The organism is Actinopolyspora sp. BKK2, assembly GCF_011291845.1.
In the GTDB taxonomy this organism is placed as follows: Bacteria; Actinomycetota; Actinomycetes; order Mycobacteriales; family Pseudonocardiaceae; genus Actinopolyspora; species Actinopolyspora saharensis.
Map to the genome: position 1 here is coordinate 107,087 of NZ_JAANTE010000009.1, position 14,168 is coordinate 121,254.

Sequence of the window (14,168 nt, forward strand, 5' to 3'; positions counted from 1 at the left end):
CCGTGGAGTCAGCTGTTCACCAGGCGCTTCAGCTCCGCGAGGGCCGCCTCGGGGCCGAACTGGGCCCGCACCCCGCAACGTCCCGCCTCGGACAACCGGCGCCACTCCGCGTCGTCGGTGAGCAGCCGCACGACCCCCGCGGCCAGGCCGGGCGCGTCGTCGGCCACCAGCACGTCCCGCGTCGGCTCCAGCCGGATGCCCTCCATGGCCAGTTCCGTGGCGACCACGGGCACCCCCGCCGCGAGGCTCTCGCCGACCTTGCCCTTGACGCCCGCCCCGAACCGCAGCGGGGCGAGGCTCACCCTCGCCGAGTCGTAGACGGCCGACAGGTCGTCGACCCAACCGTGGACCTCCACCCCGTCCCCCTGCAGCCGGGTGACCTCCGCGGTGGGATTGCTCCCGACGATGTGCAGCCGGGCCCCGGGGCAGCGCTCGCGGACCAGCGGCATGACCTCCTCGGCCGCCCAGCGGGCCGCGTCGATGTTCGGGGGGTGGTCGAAGCCGCCGACGAACAGCACGTCACGCCTGGACTCCGGTCCTCCGACGCTCTCGCTGACGTCGTGCACATTGGACAGCAAACGCACGTCGGCGTCCTCGACCGTCTCGCGCAGCAGCCGCTGCTCCGCCTCCGACACGACGAAGGTGACGTCGCAGCTGCGCACCAGGCCGAGCTCCAGCTGCCGCGAGGCGAAGGCCTTCTGCCGCAGCGCCCCGGCCCGCTCGGGCTCCGCCTCGGACTCGGCCAGCTCCGCCTGCCGCTGCAGGCGCAGGAAGTGCATGTCCACGGTGTCGTAGGCGATCACGGCTTGCGGGGCGTTCAACCGGAGCTGCTCCAGCACGCTCCAGGCGACCTGCGGCCGGGACAGCAACGCCAGGGTGATCTCCGAACCGGCCTCGTCGAGGAAGGCCTGCTGCAACCGCTCGTCGGCCAGCACCGTGACGCCGAGGCGCTGCAGGTCGGTGGTGTAGGGCTCCAGCGCCGCGCGGTTGTTCGGGAAGAACACCACCCGCGCCCCGAGGGCGACGAGCTGCTCCAGCAGCCGCCACATCCGCACCGACCCGGAGTCGTAGTTCGGCCGGGGGACCTGGTGGTCCTTGACCAGCACCAGCGGACCGAAGTGCCCGTGAGTTCCCCGCTGGCGCGCCAGCCACAGGTTGCGGGCGCTCGACTCGGGCAGGTGCCGGGAGCGCAGCGTCTCCGCCCACTTCTCCACGAAGACCTGCCGGTTCAGCTCCTGGTGCCTCTTCAGCCCGGAGCCCACGTCCGTGCCGTTGGACACGCCCTCGTGGTGCACCACCTCGGCCCTCGGCTGCACGAGCACGCGGTAGCCCGCCTCGCGCACCGCGAACGCGAGGTCGGTGTCCTCGTAGTAGGCGGGCGAGTACCGCGTGTCGAAACCGCCCAGCGACTCGAACAGCTCGCCCCGCACGAGGATCGCCGCCCCCGAGCAGTAGTCCACATCGCGGGCCACGTTGTGCTCGGCCGCGGCGGGATCACCCAGCCGCCCGAGGTTCCAGCCGCTGCCGTCCGACCAGACGACACTCCCGCACTCCTGCAGCCGCCCGTCCGGGTAGAGCAGCTTGGCCCCGACCAGGCCGATCCCCTCATCGGACTCGAGCGTGTCCAGCAGCTCGTCCAACCACGACCCCGTCACCTCGGTGTCGTTGTTGAGGAACAGCAGGTGCCTGCCCCCGGCCCGCTCCGCCCCCAGGTTGCAGGCCCCCACGAAACCGAGGTTGCGCTCGGCGCGCACCAGGCGGACGCCGGGGCACCGCGCGAGGAGCTCGGCGCTGTCGTCCGGGGAGGCGTCGTCCACGACGATCACCTCGAGCGGGACCCGGGGCCGGTGCCCGGCGATGCTGAGCAGGCACCTCCTGGTGTAGTTCCACTTGCCGTGCACCGGGATGACGACGCTGACCACCGGCTCGTCGCTGTGCGGGACCGCGACCGGCTCCCCGGGCTCCTCCTGCCGGGATCCCGACGTCTCCCTGCCCATGGCAAGCTCGTAGACGTCCCTGCGGGTGGTCCCGCGCGGGGCCACCCGCTCGACCGCGCGCCGGTACTTGGTGACCGCGCGCTGCACCAGCGCCGAGTTCTGCTCCTCCAGCTCGGCGGCCCGCCTGCGCACTGAGTCCAGTTCGGACTCCAGTGAGGTGACGGTCTCCCGCAACCACTCGATCCTGGCCGAATCCCGCTGCCGCTCCAGCTCGACCTCGTGCAGCCGGGCGAGCAGCCGATCGCGCTCCCGCTCCGCCTCGTCGGCCCTGCTCTCCGCGGAGACGCGGCTCGACTCCAGCTCGGTGATCTTGTTCTTGAGCTCGGCCGCCTCCGCGCGGTTGCCGCGGCAGATCTCGTTCAGTCTGGCCACATCGGCCACCGCCGCGTCACGCTGCTCGACCACCTCGTCGACCCCGCTGTCCCGGTCGCGGACCAGCCGCAGATCGGCGTCGAGCAGCACGGCCGCCGCCGGCAGCTGGGGGAGCTGCCGGTCCGAGGCGATCCCGAGCAAGTAAGTGTGCTCCACCCCCTGCCGCACCTGCCAGGCACCGGACTCCTGCTTTCGCAGGGTCTGCAGCCGGACCCCGTCGGCGGCTATGTCCGGATCCCCAGGATCGGAGGGGGTGACCAGCGAACCGACGGCGACGTTCTGCTTGAGCACCGCGGAGTGCCGGAAGGAGTCCTCGAGCAGCTCCTCGAACTGCGGAGCGGCCAGCTCCTTGACGTGGAAGGGGTTCTCGTGACCGCGCTCCTCGTGGTAAACGGAGGTGTCCGGAGTGCTGAGCAGCACGATCCCGCCGTGCGCCAGCCGCGCGCGCACCAGCCGCAGCACCGCGTCGTGGTCGGCGACGTGCTCGATCGCCTCGAAACACACGATCAGGTCGAACGGCTTGGCCTCGGACAGCAGTTCCGGATCGGTCATCGAGCCGGTCCGGAAGGAGACGTCGGCGGACTCGTAGTTGAGCGCCGCGTGCCGCACCGTCTCCTCGTCGACGTCGACGCCGACCACTTCGGAGGCCTGCTCGGCCAGCAGGGCAGCTCCGAACCCCTCTCCGCAGGCCAGGTCGAGCACCCGCTTGCCGCGCGCCAACCGCGCGGCGAGCGCGTAGCGGTGGTAGTGCTCGTAGACGACCTGGGCGTCGTCGGCCCACGGGACGCACCGCTCACCGGTCCACTCGATCAGCCGTCTCGGGTGCCGCGTCCCCCGAGCGCTTTCCTCAGCCATGCTGCCCCCTTCGACTCGCCGAGCACCGGCCCACCACGATTCTGCCCGGTATCGGTGTCAGCCCGGGCGGCGTGCCGTCAATTCTGCCCAAACCGAGGGACCCGATCCCCGCGAGGGGATCCGCAGCTCCGGGAGGGGACGCAATTTTGCCCATAACTGCGAGTTGTCCGCGGGGACAGCTCGCGCGGCCGGGCGTCATCCCTTTACGAAGACGATCTGCCGCAGCCGACCCCGCACCTCGACGAGCTCGGACTGCGCCTCGATGACCGCGTCGATGTCCTTGTACGCGCCCGGAATCTCGTCGAGCACCCCGGCGTCCTTGCGGCACTCCACACCCGAGGTCTGGGTGCGCAGGTCCTGCGCGTCGAAGGCCTTCCTGGCCCGGTTCCGGCTCATCCTGCGCCCCGCACCGTGGGCGGCCGAGAAGAAGGACTCCTCCGAACCGAGCCCGCGCACCACGTAGGAACCGGTTCCCATGGACCCCGGGATCAGCCCCGGGTCCCCGCTGCCCGCGCGGATGGCGCCCTTCCTGGTGACCAGCATCGACCGGCCGTCGATCGTCTCCTCGGAGACGTAGTTGTGGTGGCAGGAGATCGGATCCGCGAAACCGACCCTCCTGCCCCGGAAGGACTCGCGCAGCGCGTTCTTCACCAGCCCCAGCATGATCCAGCGGTTCAGCCGCGCGTACTCCTGCGCCCAGAAGAGGTCGTGCTGGTAGGCGGTCATCTGGGGAGTCCAGGAGAGGAACACCCCCAGGTCGGGATCGGGCAGGTCGCGGTTGTGCGGCAGCTCCCGCGCCCTGGCCATGTGCCGCTCGGCCAGCTCCTTACCGATGTTGCGCGAACCGCTGTGCAGCATGATCCAGACGGCGTCCTCGTCGTCCAGGCAGAGCTCGACGAAGTGGTTCCCGCCGCCGAGCGTGCCGAGCTGACGCCCGGCCCTGGCCCTGCGGTCGTGCACCCCGGCGCAGAGCTCGTCGAAGCCCTCCCAGAGCCGTTGCCACCGCTCGGTGGGCACTTCCACGCGGGCCGGGTCCACCGGCTCCTCGTGCGCGTTGAACCCGACCGGAACGGCCCGTTCGATGCGGTTGCGAATTCCGCGCAGATCACCCGGCAGGTCCGTGGAACGCAGCGTGGTCCGCACCCCGGTCATGCCGCAGCCGATGTCCACCCCCACCGCCGCGGGCGAGACCGCGTGGGGCATGGCGATGACGGAACCGACGGTGGCGCCCTTGCCCAGGTGCACGTCGGGCATGACCCGCACCCCGTGCACCCAGGGCAGCGCGGAGATGTTGCGCAACTGCTCCAGCGCGGCCGGTTCGATCTCGTCCTCGGGGGCCCACATGAGCGTGGAGTCCTCCGCCCCGGAAAGTGCGACCGGATAGTGTGCCACGACCAACTCCTCGAAAACGCTGCCGCCGAAAATCCCGCGGACGAGGCGGATTCCCGCAGCGGGAACGGCGAAAACCCTCACCGAGCCGCTGGAAACTCACCTGAACAGGGGAAACGACATCCCGAACCGGTAAGCGAAAACCCGGGTGAATCTCGTGGAGACCCTACTGCCGCCGCGTTCGAACCGTCGAACGATTTCTCCCACCGCCGAGCGGTTCACCGCAGTCGGCATCCCCGCGAGGAATCGCTCGCCGCGACCTCGGCGCCCCGGAGCGAGCAGCGTCCGCTAACGGCCCACCGCGTAGCCCTGAGCTCCCCGGGCGTTGGCCGCACCGTGCAGCAGCCCGGTCTCGGGATCCCGCGCCACGGCGGACAACCTGCCCAGCGCCCACTCCCCGGCGTCGACCACCTCGTGCCCGCGCCGGCGCAGCTCGTCCAGCCGCTCGGTACCGAACCGCGACTCGGCCATCACCCGGCGCGGCTGCCAACCGCGCGGGTAGAAGGAGGCGGGAAAAGCCGTGGTGTGCCAGGCGGGCGCGTCGATGGCCGCCTGGAGGTCGAGCCCGCCGTGCACGTGGGCCAGCCAGAAGCACAGCTGCCACTGGTCCTGCTGATCGCCGCCCGGGGTTCCGAAGGCCAGCACCGGCTCGCCCCCGCGCGAGGCCAGCGAAGGGCTCAGCGTGCTGCGCGGCCGCTTGCCCGGGGCCAGCGAGTTGGGCAGCCCCTCCTCCAGCCAGAACATCTGCCCCCTGCTGCCGAGGCAGAAGCCCAGCTCCTCGATCGTCGGGCAGGACTGCAACCAACCGCCCGAGGGAGTCGCCGAGATCATGTTGCCCCAGCGGTCCACCACGTCCACGTGCACGGTGTCCCCGCGGCTCTCCCCGCTGCGCGAAACCGTGGGCTCACCCAGCCCGACCCCGCTCGGATCGGGCGAGAGCCCGGAACCCCTGCCCCGGGCCACGTAGTCCGGCAGCCGGGGTTCGAAACCGCCCGGACGCCCCGGGCGCAGCCGCTCGGAGGCGGTCTCGCCGATCAGCGCGCGCCGGGCGGCCGCGTACTCGTCCGACAGCAGCTCCGGCAGCACCCCCTCGCGCGCGGAGTCGCCGTAGTGGGCCTCGCGGTCGGCGAAGGCCAACTTCGCCGCCTCCACGGCGTTGTGCACCATGTCCGGCTCGGCCACACCGTCCCGGTACTCGACGGGCGTCCCCTCGAGCATCCGCAGCTGCTGCAGCAGCACCGGCCCCTGGCACCAGGGGCCGAACTTCGACAGGCTCCAACCGCCCGGCAGCTCCACCGAAGCCGGCTCCTCGTAGTGCGCGCTGAAGCGGGCCATGTCCTCTCCGGTGAGCACCCCCGCGTGCTCACCTCCCGTGCTGTCCCGCACGGGCGTGCGCACGAAGCGGTCCACCGCCTCGGCCACGAACCCCTGCGACCAGGCCCTGCGCGCCGCGTCGATGCGGGCCTCGCGATCCCCTCCGGCGCGCTCGCCCTCGGCGACCAGCCGCTGCCACGTGTGGGCCAGCCTGGGGTTGCGCAGCACAGATCCGGTGCGCGGCGCTCGCCCCGAAGGCATCCACAGCCGGGCGGAGGACGGCCAGTGCGCGGTGAACAGCTCGCCGACGGTGGCTATGGTGCCGGCCAACCGCTCCACCACGGGAAAACCGTCCGCGGCGTATCCGATGGCGAAGCGCAGCACCCTGCCGAGCTCCATGGTTCCGTGGTCCCGCAGCAACAGCAGCCAGCCGTCCCAGGCACCCGGGACCGTGGCGGGCAACAGCCCGGTGCCGGGAACCAGGCCCAGGCCGAGCTCGCCCGCGAACCGCTCGATGGTGGCCCCCTCGGGGGCTGGGCCCTGTCCGGACAGGGCGCGGATCCCCCCGCCCGCAGGTGCGAACAGCGCGGGCAGCTCCCCCGCCGGGCCGTTCAGGTGGGGTTCGACCACCTGCAGGACGAACCCGGCCGCAGCGGCCGCGTCGAAGGCGTTGCCCCCTTCCTCCAGGACGGCCATGCCCGCCGAGGAGGCGAGCCAGTGGGTCGAGGCGACCATGCCGTGCGTGCCTGCCAGTTCCGGGCGAGTGGTGACCATTCACGTCACTCTAAGGTCGAGTTGAGGCTCGGTTGTCGTAGGTGGTCGCTTGGCGGAACCTCTCGTGGGCTCTCGCTCCGGCGAGGCCCGACATCGGGTAGCGACACGGAGAGTCGGCAACTCCCTCTGCTTGGTGGGGCACTTGGCGGAACCTCAGTCGGCGCCCGGCTGCGGGTGCCCCGACATCGGGTAGCCACGTCCGCCCCCTCGACTAGGCTTCGACCATGCCCACTCAGCGCAGCGACGACACCGGCGGTGCGGGGAAGAGCGCGCGGCGCCCGGCGAGGTTGCCGGAACACCTCGAACCCGGCGGGGAACCGGTCACCGGAGACACCGAACTGGACGGAAGGCTGATCACCGGATCCCCACCGGATCCGGAGGACGAGCGGGTGGTGACCGATCTCGGACTGACCGCGAGCCGGTGGAGCGGCGGCAGGCTCACCGGCCGACGGTTCCGGCGGCTGCGATGCGTGGACGTCGTCTTCGTCAACTGCGATCTGTCCGGTGTGGTCCTCGAGGACAGCGGGCTGCGGAGAGTGGAGTTCCGCGAGTGCCGCATGAGCGGCGCGGTCCTGGCAGGCGCTCGGATGGAGGACGTGCTGCTCCTCCAGTGCAAACTCGACACCGCCAACCTGCGCATGATCGCGGGCAACCGGTTGGAGTTGCTGGACAGCGAGCTCGGGCGGGCCGACTTCCGCGAGGCGAAGCTGAACCGCACCGGCATCCACGACTGCGACCTGTCCGAGGCCAACTTCTCCGGAACCGACTCGCACGGCCTCCGGCTGCACGGTTCCCGACTGCACGGGATCAAGGGGGCGGGCGACCTGCGCGGCGCGACCATCGGGCCGGACCAGCTGGTGGACGTGTCCACGGCGCTGTTCGCGACCTCGGGCATAGCCGTCGAGGACCGGCGCTGATCACCGGCCCCGGAGCGGCCCTCCCGAAACTCGCTCCGATCGCCGCCCACCGCTGCCCGAGGGCGACAGGTCACGCGTGAGTGACAGGCGCGCGAGCTCCGCGACACGACGTCGCCTGACAGCAGCGCCCCTTCCGATACCCGTTCGGATTTGACTTGACAGGTATAGTTAAAACATGACAAGTGCGAGCGTGAAGATGACACCGCAGGGACGCGTGTCCATCTTCGCCCAGTTCCGGAACGAGCTCGGCTGGAGCCCGGAGACGGATCTCGTCGAGTACCGCGAGGGCTCCCGGGTCGTCATCGAACCTCGCGCCGAGATGGTGGAACGGATCCAGAACATGGCGCTCGGCGCGCGCATCGGGTCGGGGTCAGTGGTCGACGAGCTGATCGCTTCCCGTCGGACAGAGAACGAGACCGAACGCAACGAGACCGAGGGCGGGTACTGATGCCCGTGCTCGACGCCTCGGCGCTGCTGGCGCTGACTTATCGTGAGGACGGGCACGACCACGTCGCCGCGCAACTCGGCGACGACGCCGTCGTCTCGGCGGTCAACTGGTCCGAGATGCTGCAGAAGATCTCCGCCCACGGGGGAGATGCCGACCGGATCGGCGACATGCTGCGGGCCATGGGGCTGCGGATCGAACCACTCGACGCCGAGGACGCGCGCAGGGCCGCACGACTGTACCTTCATACGCGGGAGGCCGGACTGAGCCTGGGCGACCGGGCTTGCCTGGCTCTGGCCGCACGGCTCGGCCGCGTGGCGATCACCGCCGACCGGGCGTGGAAGAACGTCGACGGCCTCGCCCTCGACGACGACGTGGTCCGGATCGACCTCATCCGCGGTTGAGTGCTGATCACCGGCCCCGGAGCGGCCCCACGGCCGCGTCCACTGCCCCACTTCCACACTTTCCGTGGGTAACGCCGCCGAATCCGTGACGGGCGCGGCCCTGCCGACTACGCTCGGTCGACGTGGAACAGCGACGTCTGGGGAAGTCCGGTCTCGTGGTCAGCGCGGTCGGGCTCGGCTGCAACAACCTGGGCAGACCGGGAACGGCGACCGAATCGCCCCGCGGGGCGCAGGCCGTGGTGGACCGCGCGCTGGAATCGGGGATCACGTTCTTCGACGTGGCCGATGTGTACGGCGCCCCGCGCGGCCGCAGCGAGGAACTGCTCGGCCAGGCGCTCAACGGGCGTCGCGAGCACGCCGTGATCGCGACGAAGTTCGGCATGGACATGCAGGGGGCCAACGGCCCCGACTTCTCCGCGCGCGGATCGCGCCGCTACGTGCGGAAGGCGGTGGAGTCCTCGCTGCGCAGGCTCGGCACCGAGTGGATCGACCTGTACCAGCTGCACCGCCCCGACCCGTTCACCCCGCTCGAGGAAACGCTGTCCGTACTGGACGACCTGGTCCGGGAGGGCAAGATCCGCTACGTCGGGCACTGCAACCTGGCCGGGTGGCAGACGGTCGACGCGGCCTGGACCGCCTCCAGCGCGGGACTCGTCGGGCCGATCTCGGCGCAGACCCACTACTCGCTGCTGGAGCGCGAGGCCGAACGCGAGGTCGTACCGGCCTGCGCGAAGTTCGGGATCGGGCTGATCCCGTACTTCCCGCTGGCGAACGGGCTGCTGACCGGCAAGTACCGCCAAGGACAGGAACCACCGGAGGGCAGCAGGCTCTCCGGCAGGCAACGGCTGCTGGCCGACGCGCCGTGGGAGCGGATAGAACGTCTCCGCGCCTTCGCCGAGCAGCGCGGCATCTCCATGATCGCGACGGCCCTCGGCTGGCTGGCGGCCCAACCCACCGTGGGCTCGGTTATCAGCGGAGCCACCTCGCCGGAGCAGGTCGAGTCCAACGCCGTGGCCGGGCAGTGGTCCCCCACCAGGGAGGACCTCGACGAGCTCGACTCGATCAGCCCGCCCGCGCTGACCTGACCGCGCTGACCTGACCGCGCTGACCCCGGCCGGAGTGATCCGACCAGGCCGCGCGCCGCCCGGAAACCACCTCGGAGCCGGGCTCGCACGGAAGCGAGACCCACCCGCACACCCCGCGAATCCGCTCGCGCGGAACCCTCCCGAACCGACCGAACGGACAGTAGGCTTCACGTTGGTTCACAACGAGGACGAGGAGAACACATGCTGCTCGCGGAGACAGCCGCGATCGTGACCGGCGGAGCCTCCGGACTGGGAGCCGCCACCGCACGCACCCTGGCCGCGCGGGGCGCGCGCGTGTTCGCCGTGGACCTGCCGGACGCGGTGGCGGCCGCGACCGAGGTCGAGGGAGTCACCCACACCTCGGCCGACGTCACCGACGCCGAGCAGGTGCAAGCGGCCGTGGACCGGGCCAGCTCCGCGGACGTGCCGCTGCGCGCGGTCGTGAACTGCGCCGGCATCGGCCCCTCTGCGCGGATAGCCGGCCGCAAGGGACCGCACGACCTGGACGCGTTCCGCAAGGTCGTCGAGGTCAACCTGGTCGGAACGTTCAACGTGCTGCGCCTGGCCGCCGCAGCCATCGGCAACACCCAACCCGACGAGCAGGGCCAGCGCGGGGTCGTCGTCAACACCGCCTCGATCGCCGCCTACGACGGCCAGATCGGGCAGGCCGCCTACGCCGCCTCCAAGGGCGGCGTCGCCAGCCTCACCCTCCCGGCCGCGCGGGACCTGGCCTCCTCCGGCATCCGGGTGATGACGATCGCCCCCGGCATCGTGGACACCCCGATGCTGGCCACGGTCGACGAGAAGATCCGGGAGGGCCTGGCCGCGGGCGTTCCGTTCCCCAAGCGGCTCGGCACCCCGGACGACTACGCGCGGCTCGCCCTGAACATCATCGAGCACGACTACCTGAACGGGGAGGTCATCCGGTTGGACGGGGCGCTGCGGATGGCCCCCAAGTAGTTTTTGTGGGGCGCGGCGGTGCCGGTGGCTTGGTGGGTTGCGTGGCGGAACCTCAGTCGGCGCCCGGCTGCGGGTGCCCCGACATCGGGTAGCGACCTACACAACGTCGGGGCCGTCCTCGCCGGGCACTCGACTGAGAACCCGCGGCGGTGCCGACTGCGTAGGCTCACAGCGCTTGCGTTGGCGTGAAGGCTCTGGGTTGGGAGTTCCTGTTCGGGTTTTGCGTCGGCTTGGTTGGCCTGCGGCGGTGCCGACTACGTAGGCTCACAGCGCTTGCGTTGGCGTGGCGCCCTGGTTGGGAGTTCCTCTCCGGGGTTTCGTGGCGGCTTGGTTGGCCCGCGGCGGTGCCGACTGCTCAGGCTCACAGCGCTCGCGTTGGTGTGACGCCTCGACTAGGAGTTTCTGTTCGGGTTTTGCGTCGGCTTGGTTGGCCCGACTGCGTAGGCTCACAGCGCTCGCGTTGGAGTGGCGCCCTGGTCGGGAGTTCCCCTCCGGGGTTTCGTGGCGGCCCGGGGTGCTCGGGGGTTGCCCGGCGGGAACGAACGCTGCGCCCCGCCCGTTCCTGTTGCACGATGCCCTCCGACCCCGAGAATGTGCGAGGTGCGCGATGACGTCGACGATGAAGGCCGTGCAGTACCGCCGGGTGGGCAGCAGCCCGGAAGTGGTCGACGTGGACATCCCGGAACCCGGCCCGGGAGAAATCCTGCTCAAAGTGGACGCGGCCGGGATGTGCCACTCGGACCTGGCCGTGATGGGCTGGCCCGCGGAGCAGTTCCCGTACCGATTGCCGTTGACGCTGGGCCACGAGGGCGTCGGCACCATCAGCGCGTTCGGCCCCGGTCGACACCGGTACTCCGAGGGCGACCGGGTCGCGGTGTACGGGCCGTGGGGCTGCGGGCTGTGCCGCATGTGCTCCTACGGCAAGGAGAACTACTGCCGCTACGCGGGCCGGATGGGCATCAACCCTCCCGGGCTGGGCGCCCCCGGCGCCATGGCCGAGTACCTGCTCGTGGACGACGAGCGCCACCTGGTCCCGCTGGGCGATCTCGACCCGGTGGAAGCGGCCCCGCTGACCGATGCGGGCCTGACCCCCTACCACGCGATCAAGAAATCGCTCCCGAAGCTGGTCCCCGGCAGCACCGCCGTGGTGATCGGGGCGGGCGGCCTCGGTCACGTGGGCATCCAGCTGCTGCGCGCGCTCACCTCCGCTCAGGTCGTGGCCATGGACATCAACGACCAGAAGATGGAGCTGGCCGAACGGGTCGGCGCGCACCGCACGATCCGCTCCGACGACTCAGCGCCGGAGGCGGTCTCCGAGCTCACCGACGAGAAGGGCGCGGAGGCGGTGTTCGACTTCGTCGGCAACGCGGCCACCACCCGCATCGCCTCCCGCTGCGTCACCACCGAAGGGGAGATCGCGATAGTGGGAGTCGGCGAGGGCACGATCCCGGTCGGTTTCGGCACGCTGCCCTTCGAGGCCGCGGTCTCGGCGCCCTACTGGGGAACCAGGGGCGAGCTGATGGAACTGCTCGAACTGGCCGGGCACGGTTCGGTCCGGGTGCACGTGGACTCGTTCCCGCTGGAGGAGACCCCGCAGGTCTACGAACGGTTCCACCACGGAGAGATCGCCGGTCGGGCCGTGATCGTGCCGTGAAGCTCGGAGGTGTGCCTACCCGATGTCGAGGATCGGAGCAGCGAGACCCCGACTGAGATTCGGCCACAGAACCACCCAAGCAGACCAAGCCGCGTACTCTCAGTCAGGTACAGCTACAGGTCCTCGACGTAGGGGACGTCCAGCACCGCCCCCGAGCTCATCCACCGCCGGATGGCCAGCGTGGCCCGGACGTCGTCCTCGTTGTACTCCAACAGCCGTTCCCGCTGGGCGACGTCCGGCTCACCGCCGTCGAACCCGACCGCGTCCCGATACCAGCGCATCGAGTTCTCCCCGCCCGCTTCGGAATCGCGCCAGGAGAAGCCCGCGTTGGGCGCGATCATCTTCAGCCCCTTGCCGTTGGGGCAGATGAACTGGTCCCGCACCACCGCGAACACGTCCACCCAGTCCGTGGAGTTCACGAACTCGCGCACCTCCTCCACGGGAGGAATGCCCGGTTTTCCCGCGAAGCGCTCCGCCGAGCTCAGCATCCAGCGGTTCTCGGCGAGCTCGTTGTAGCAGTAGGCCCGGAACACGAGCCCGCGCTCGTGCGCGGCCCGGCGCAGCGCGGAGAACCAGGCCCAGAACTCGGCGAAGGACCGCGCCTCGTCGTCCGAGGGCAGCGGATCCCAGGTCACGAAGCCCCGGTAGCCGGGCTCCACACCCAGCGCCTCGGCCGTGCCCCGCGAACCGGATCCCTCCTCCTCGGGGTAGGTGAGCAGCGCGCCCCAGAGGTAGGCGCCCGAGTCCGAGTAGCTCTCCATGTCCACGTCGACTTCCACGTCTCCCCTGGAGATGTCCACCTCCGGGACGCGGCGCACCAGGGAGAGCCCGCGCAGCCACGCGCGCGCCAGCAGCACCGCCTCGCCCAGGCGCTTGGCCGGGAGCGGCGGCTCCGCGAACTCCGCGACGTTCAACGCGGCCAGCTCGTCCACCTTCGTCACGCCCACCCGGCGCAGCCGCACCGCGTCGTCCCCGCGCACCACGAGGCTCACGTCGTGCGCGGAGCGGAGCTGGCTCTCGCAGACCGGCCACCAGGGGCAGCCCTTGCACTCCGTGATCCGCGTCGGCTGGGCCAGCGCCTCCCCGCCCGTGGCCGCCGCCTCGGCCACGGCCAGCCGGTCCGCGAACCGCTCGTCGTACTCCTCCAGCACGCTGCGCTCGCCGGACCAGGTGCGGGACTCGAGGTCGTGCCAGACCACGACCTCGCCGTCGGAACCGATCGTGCCGCCCAGCAAACGTCCACCCGGCTGCATCCCGCAGGCCTGCAGCAGCCGCACGGCGTGGGCCAGCCGGAGCTGGTCCCGCGAGTGCGGCCGCGGTTTGCGCTTCGGGTCGTGGCCCGCCGACTCGGGCCTGGGCTCGGTGATCGGGGAGGTGCGTGCGCCCTTGCCCGAATCCGCGACCTTGTGCCGCACCACGAGCACGGGGACGTAGCCCGCGCCGCTGCGCACCAGCAGCTCCACGGCGCCCTGCCTGCCGCCCCGGCCGTCCCGGGGGAGCCGGGCACCGGAGATGTAGGCCGTCCCCGCGCGCATCGCCGCTAGGGTCGCCTCCTCCTTGGACCGCTCGTCCGCCTCGCGGGGGATCTCCGTCCATTCGGATCCGAGCGCGCGCCCGAGCCGGCACGCCAGCTGCCTGCGGTACTCGGTGGCATCGGCGATGCGCTGCTCCACTCCCGGATCGGGAGGAGCCTGCTCGGTGTCGATCATGCTCGGGTCGTTGTCGAGATGCACTCGGCGGCGACAGCGCGTCACCACGCCGCCGTCCAGCAGCACCTCTGAATCCACGCTTGCAGGGTATGTCCTCATCCCCCCGCGCGACCCCCTCACCCCGGTGAGAGATACGCCAACAACTCCCTCTTCGCTCACACGAACGCCTCTGCCCTGCGATTTTTCTCACGAGCGACGTGCGGGGAGCACACGCTGCCACCCGAAAGCGCCAGAACCACGTCGCCCGCTCCGCGCACGCGGCCCCGGCGGTCCGACAGCCGGTGATCTCCGCG

General features: G+C 71.0%; 10 protein-coding genes. 6 read left to right on the plus strand and 4 right to left on the minus strand.

Going from position 1 to position 14,168, the window contains the following annotated elements; all coding sequences use genetic code 11:
* Positions 1-8 precede the first annotated feature (8 nt).
* The 3 genes from G9Q41_RS17700 to G9Q41_RS17710 form a co-directional block, all read right to left on the minus strand.
* Positions 9-3,224 carry a glycosyltransferase gene (locus tag G9Q41_RS17700; protein ID WP_165633020.1) on the minus strand — a complete coding sequence of 1,072 codons (3,216 nt, stop codon included), beginning with the start codon at positions 3,222-3,224 and terminating at the stop codon, positions 9-11.
* Positions 3,225-3,419: 195 nt separating this feature from the next.
* Positions 3,420-4,568, minus strand: coding sequence for an RtcB family protein (locus tag G9Q41_RS17705; RefSeq protein ID WP_165633125.1), 1,149 nt, complete (start codon positions 4,566-4,568; stop codon positions 3,420-3,422).
* A 333-nt stretch (positions 4,569-4,901) separates the two neighbouring features.
* The gene (locus G9Q41_RS17710; protein WP_165633021.1) at positions 4,902-6,701 is read right to left on the minus strand and encodes a gamma-glutamyltransferase; all 1,800 of its coding nucleotides are present in this window, start codon (positions 6,699-6,701) and stop codon (positions 4,902-4,904) included.
* Positions 6,702-6,925: 224 nt separating this feature from the next.
* On the opposite strand from G9Q41_RS17710, the gene G9Q41_RS17715 reads away from it, so the two are divergent.
* The 6 genes from G9Q41_RS17715 (at position 6,926) to G9Q41_RS17740 (ending at position 12,166) form a co-directional block, all read left to right on the plus strand.
* Entirely contained in the window at positions 6,926-7,618 is a 693-nt protein-coding gene (locus G9Q41_RS17715; RefSeq protein WP_165633022.1) for a pentapeptide repeat-containing protein, read from the plus strand.
* Positions 7,619-7,793: 175 nt separating this feature from the next.
* Positions 7,794-8,066 (plus strand): hypothetical protein, encoded by a 273-nt coding sequence (locus G9Q41_RS17720; RefSeq protein WP_165633023.1) that lies wholly within the window; start codon positions 7,794-7,796, stop codon positions 8,064-8,066.
* Entirely contained in the window at positions 8,066-8,467 is a 402-nt protein-coding gene (locus G9Q41_RS17725; RefSeq protein WP_165633024.1) for a type II toxin-antitoxin system VapC family toxin, read from the plus strand. The genes G9Q41_RS17720 and G9Q41_RS17725 overlap by 1 nt, the downstream gene beginning before the upstream one ends.
* Before the next feature lie 122 nt (positions 8,468-8,589).
* On the plus strand, positions 8,590-9,552 hold the full coding sequence (locus G9Q41_RS17730; protein ID WP_165633025.1) for an aldo/keto reductase: 963 nt from the start codon (positions 8,590-8,592) through the stop codon (positions 9,550-9,552).
* Positions 9,553-9,753: 201 nt separating this feature from the next.
* Complete coding sequence (locus G9Q41_RS17735) at positions 9,754-10,512, plus strand: SDR family NAD(P)-dependent oxidoreductase (RefSeq protein ID WP_165633026.1); 759 nt, start codon at positions 9,754-9,756, stop codon at positions 10,510-10,512.
* A gap of 619 nt (positions 10,513-11,131) precedes the next feature.
* A complete protein-coding gene (locus G9Q41_RS17740) occupies positions 11,132-12,166 on the plus strand; it encodes an NAD(P)-dependent alcohol dehydrogenase (protein WP_165633126.1) in 1,035 nt (344 codons plus the stop codon).
* A gap of 113 nt (positions 12,167-12,279) precedes the next feature.
* Here G9Q41_RS17740 and G9Q41_RS17745 read toward each other — a convergent pair whose 3' ends face one another.
* Positions 12,280-13,953, minus strand: coding sequence for a TM0106 family RecB-like putative nuclease (locus G9Q41_RS17745; RefSeq protein WP_165633027.1), 1,674 nt, complete (start codon positions 13,951-13,953; stop codon positions 12,280-12,282).
* Positions 13,954-14,168: the final 215 nt, after the last annotated feature.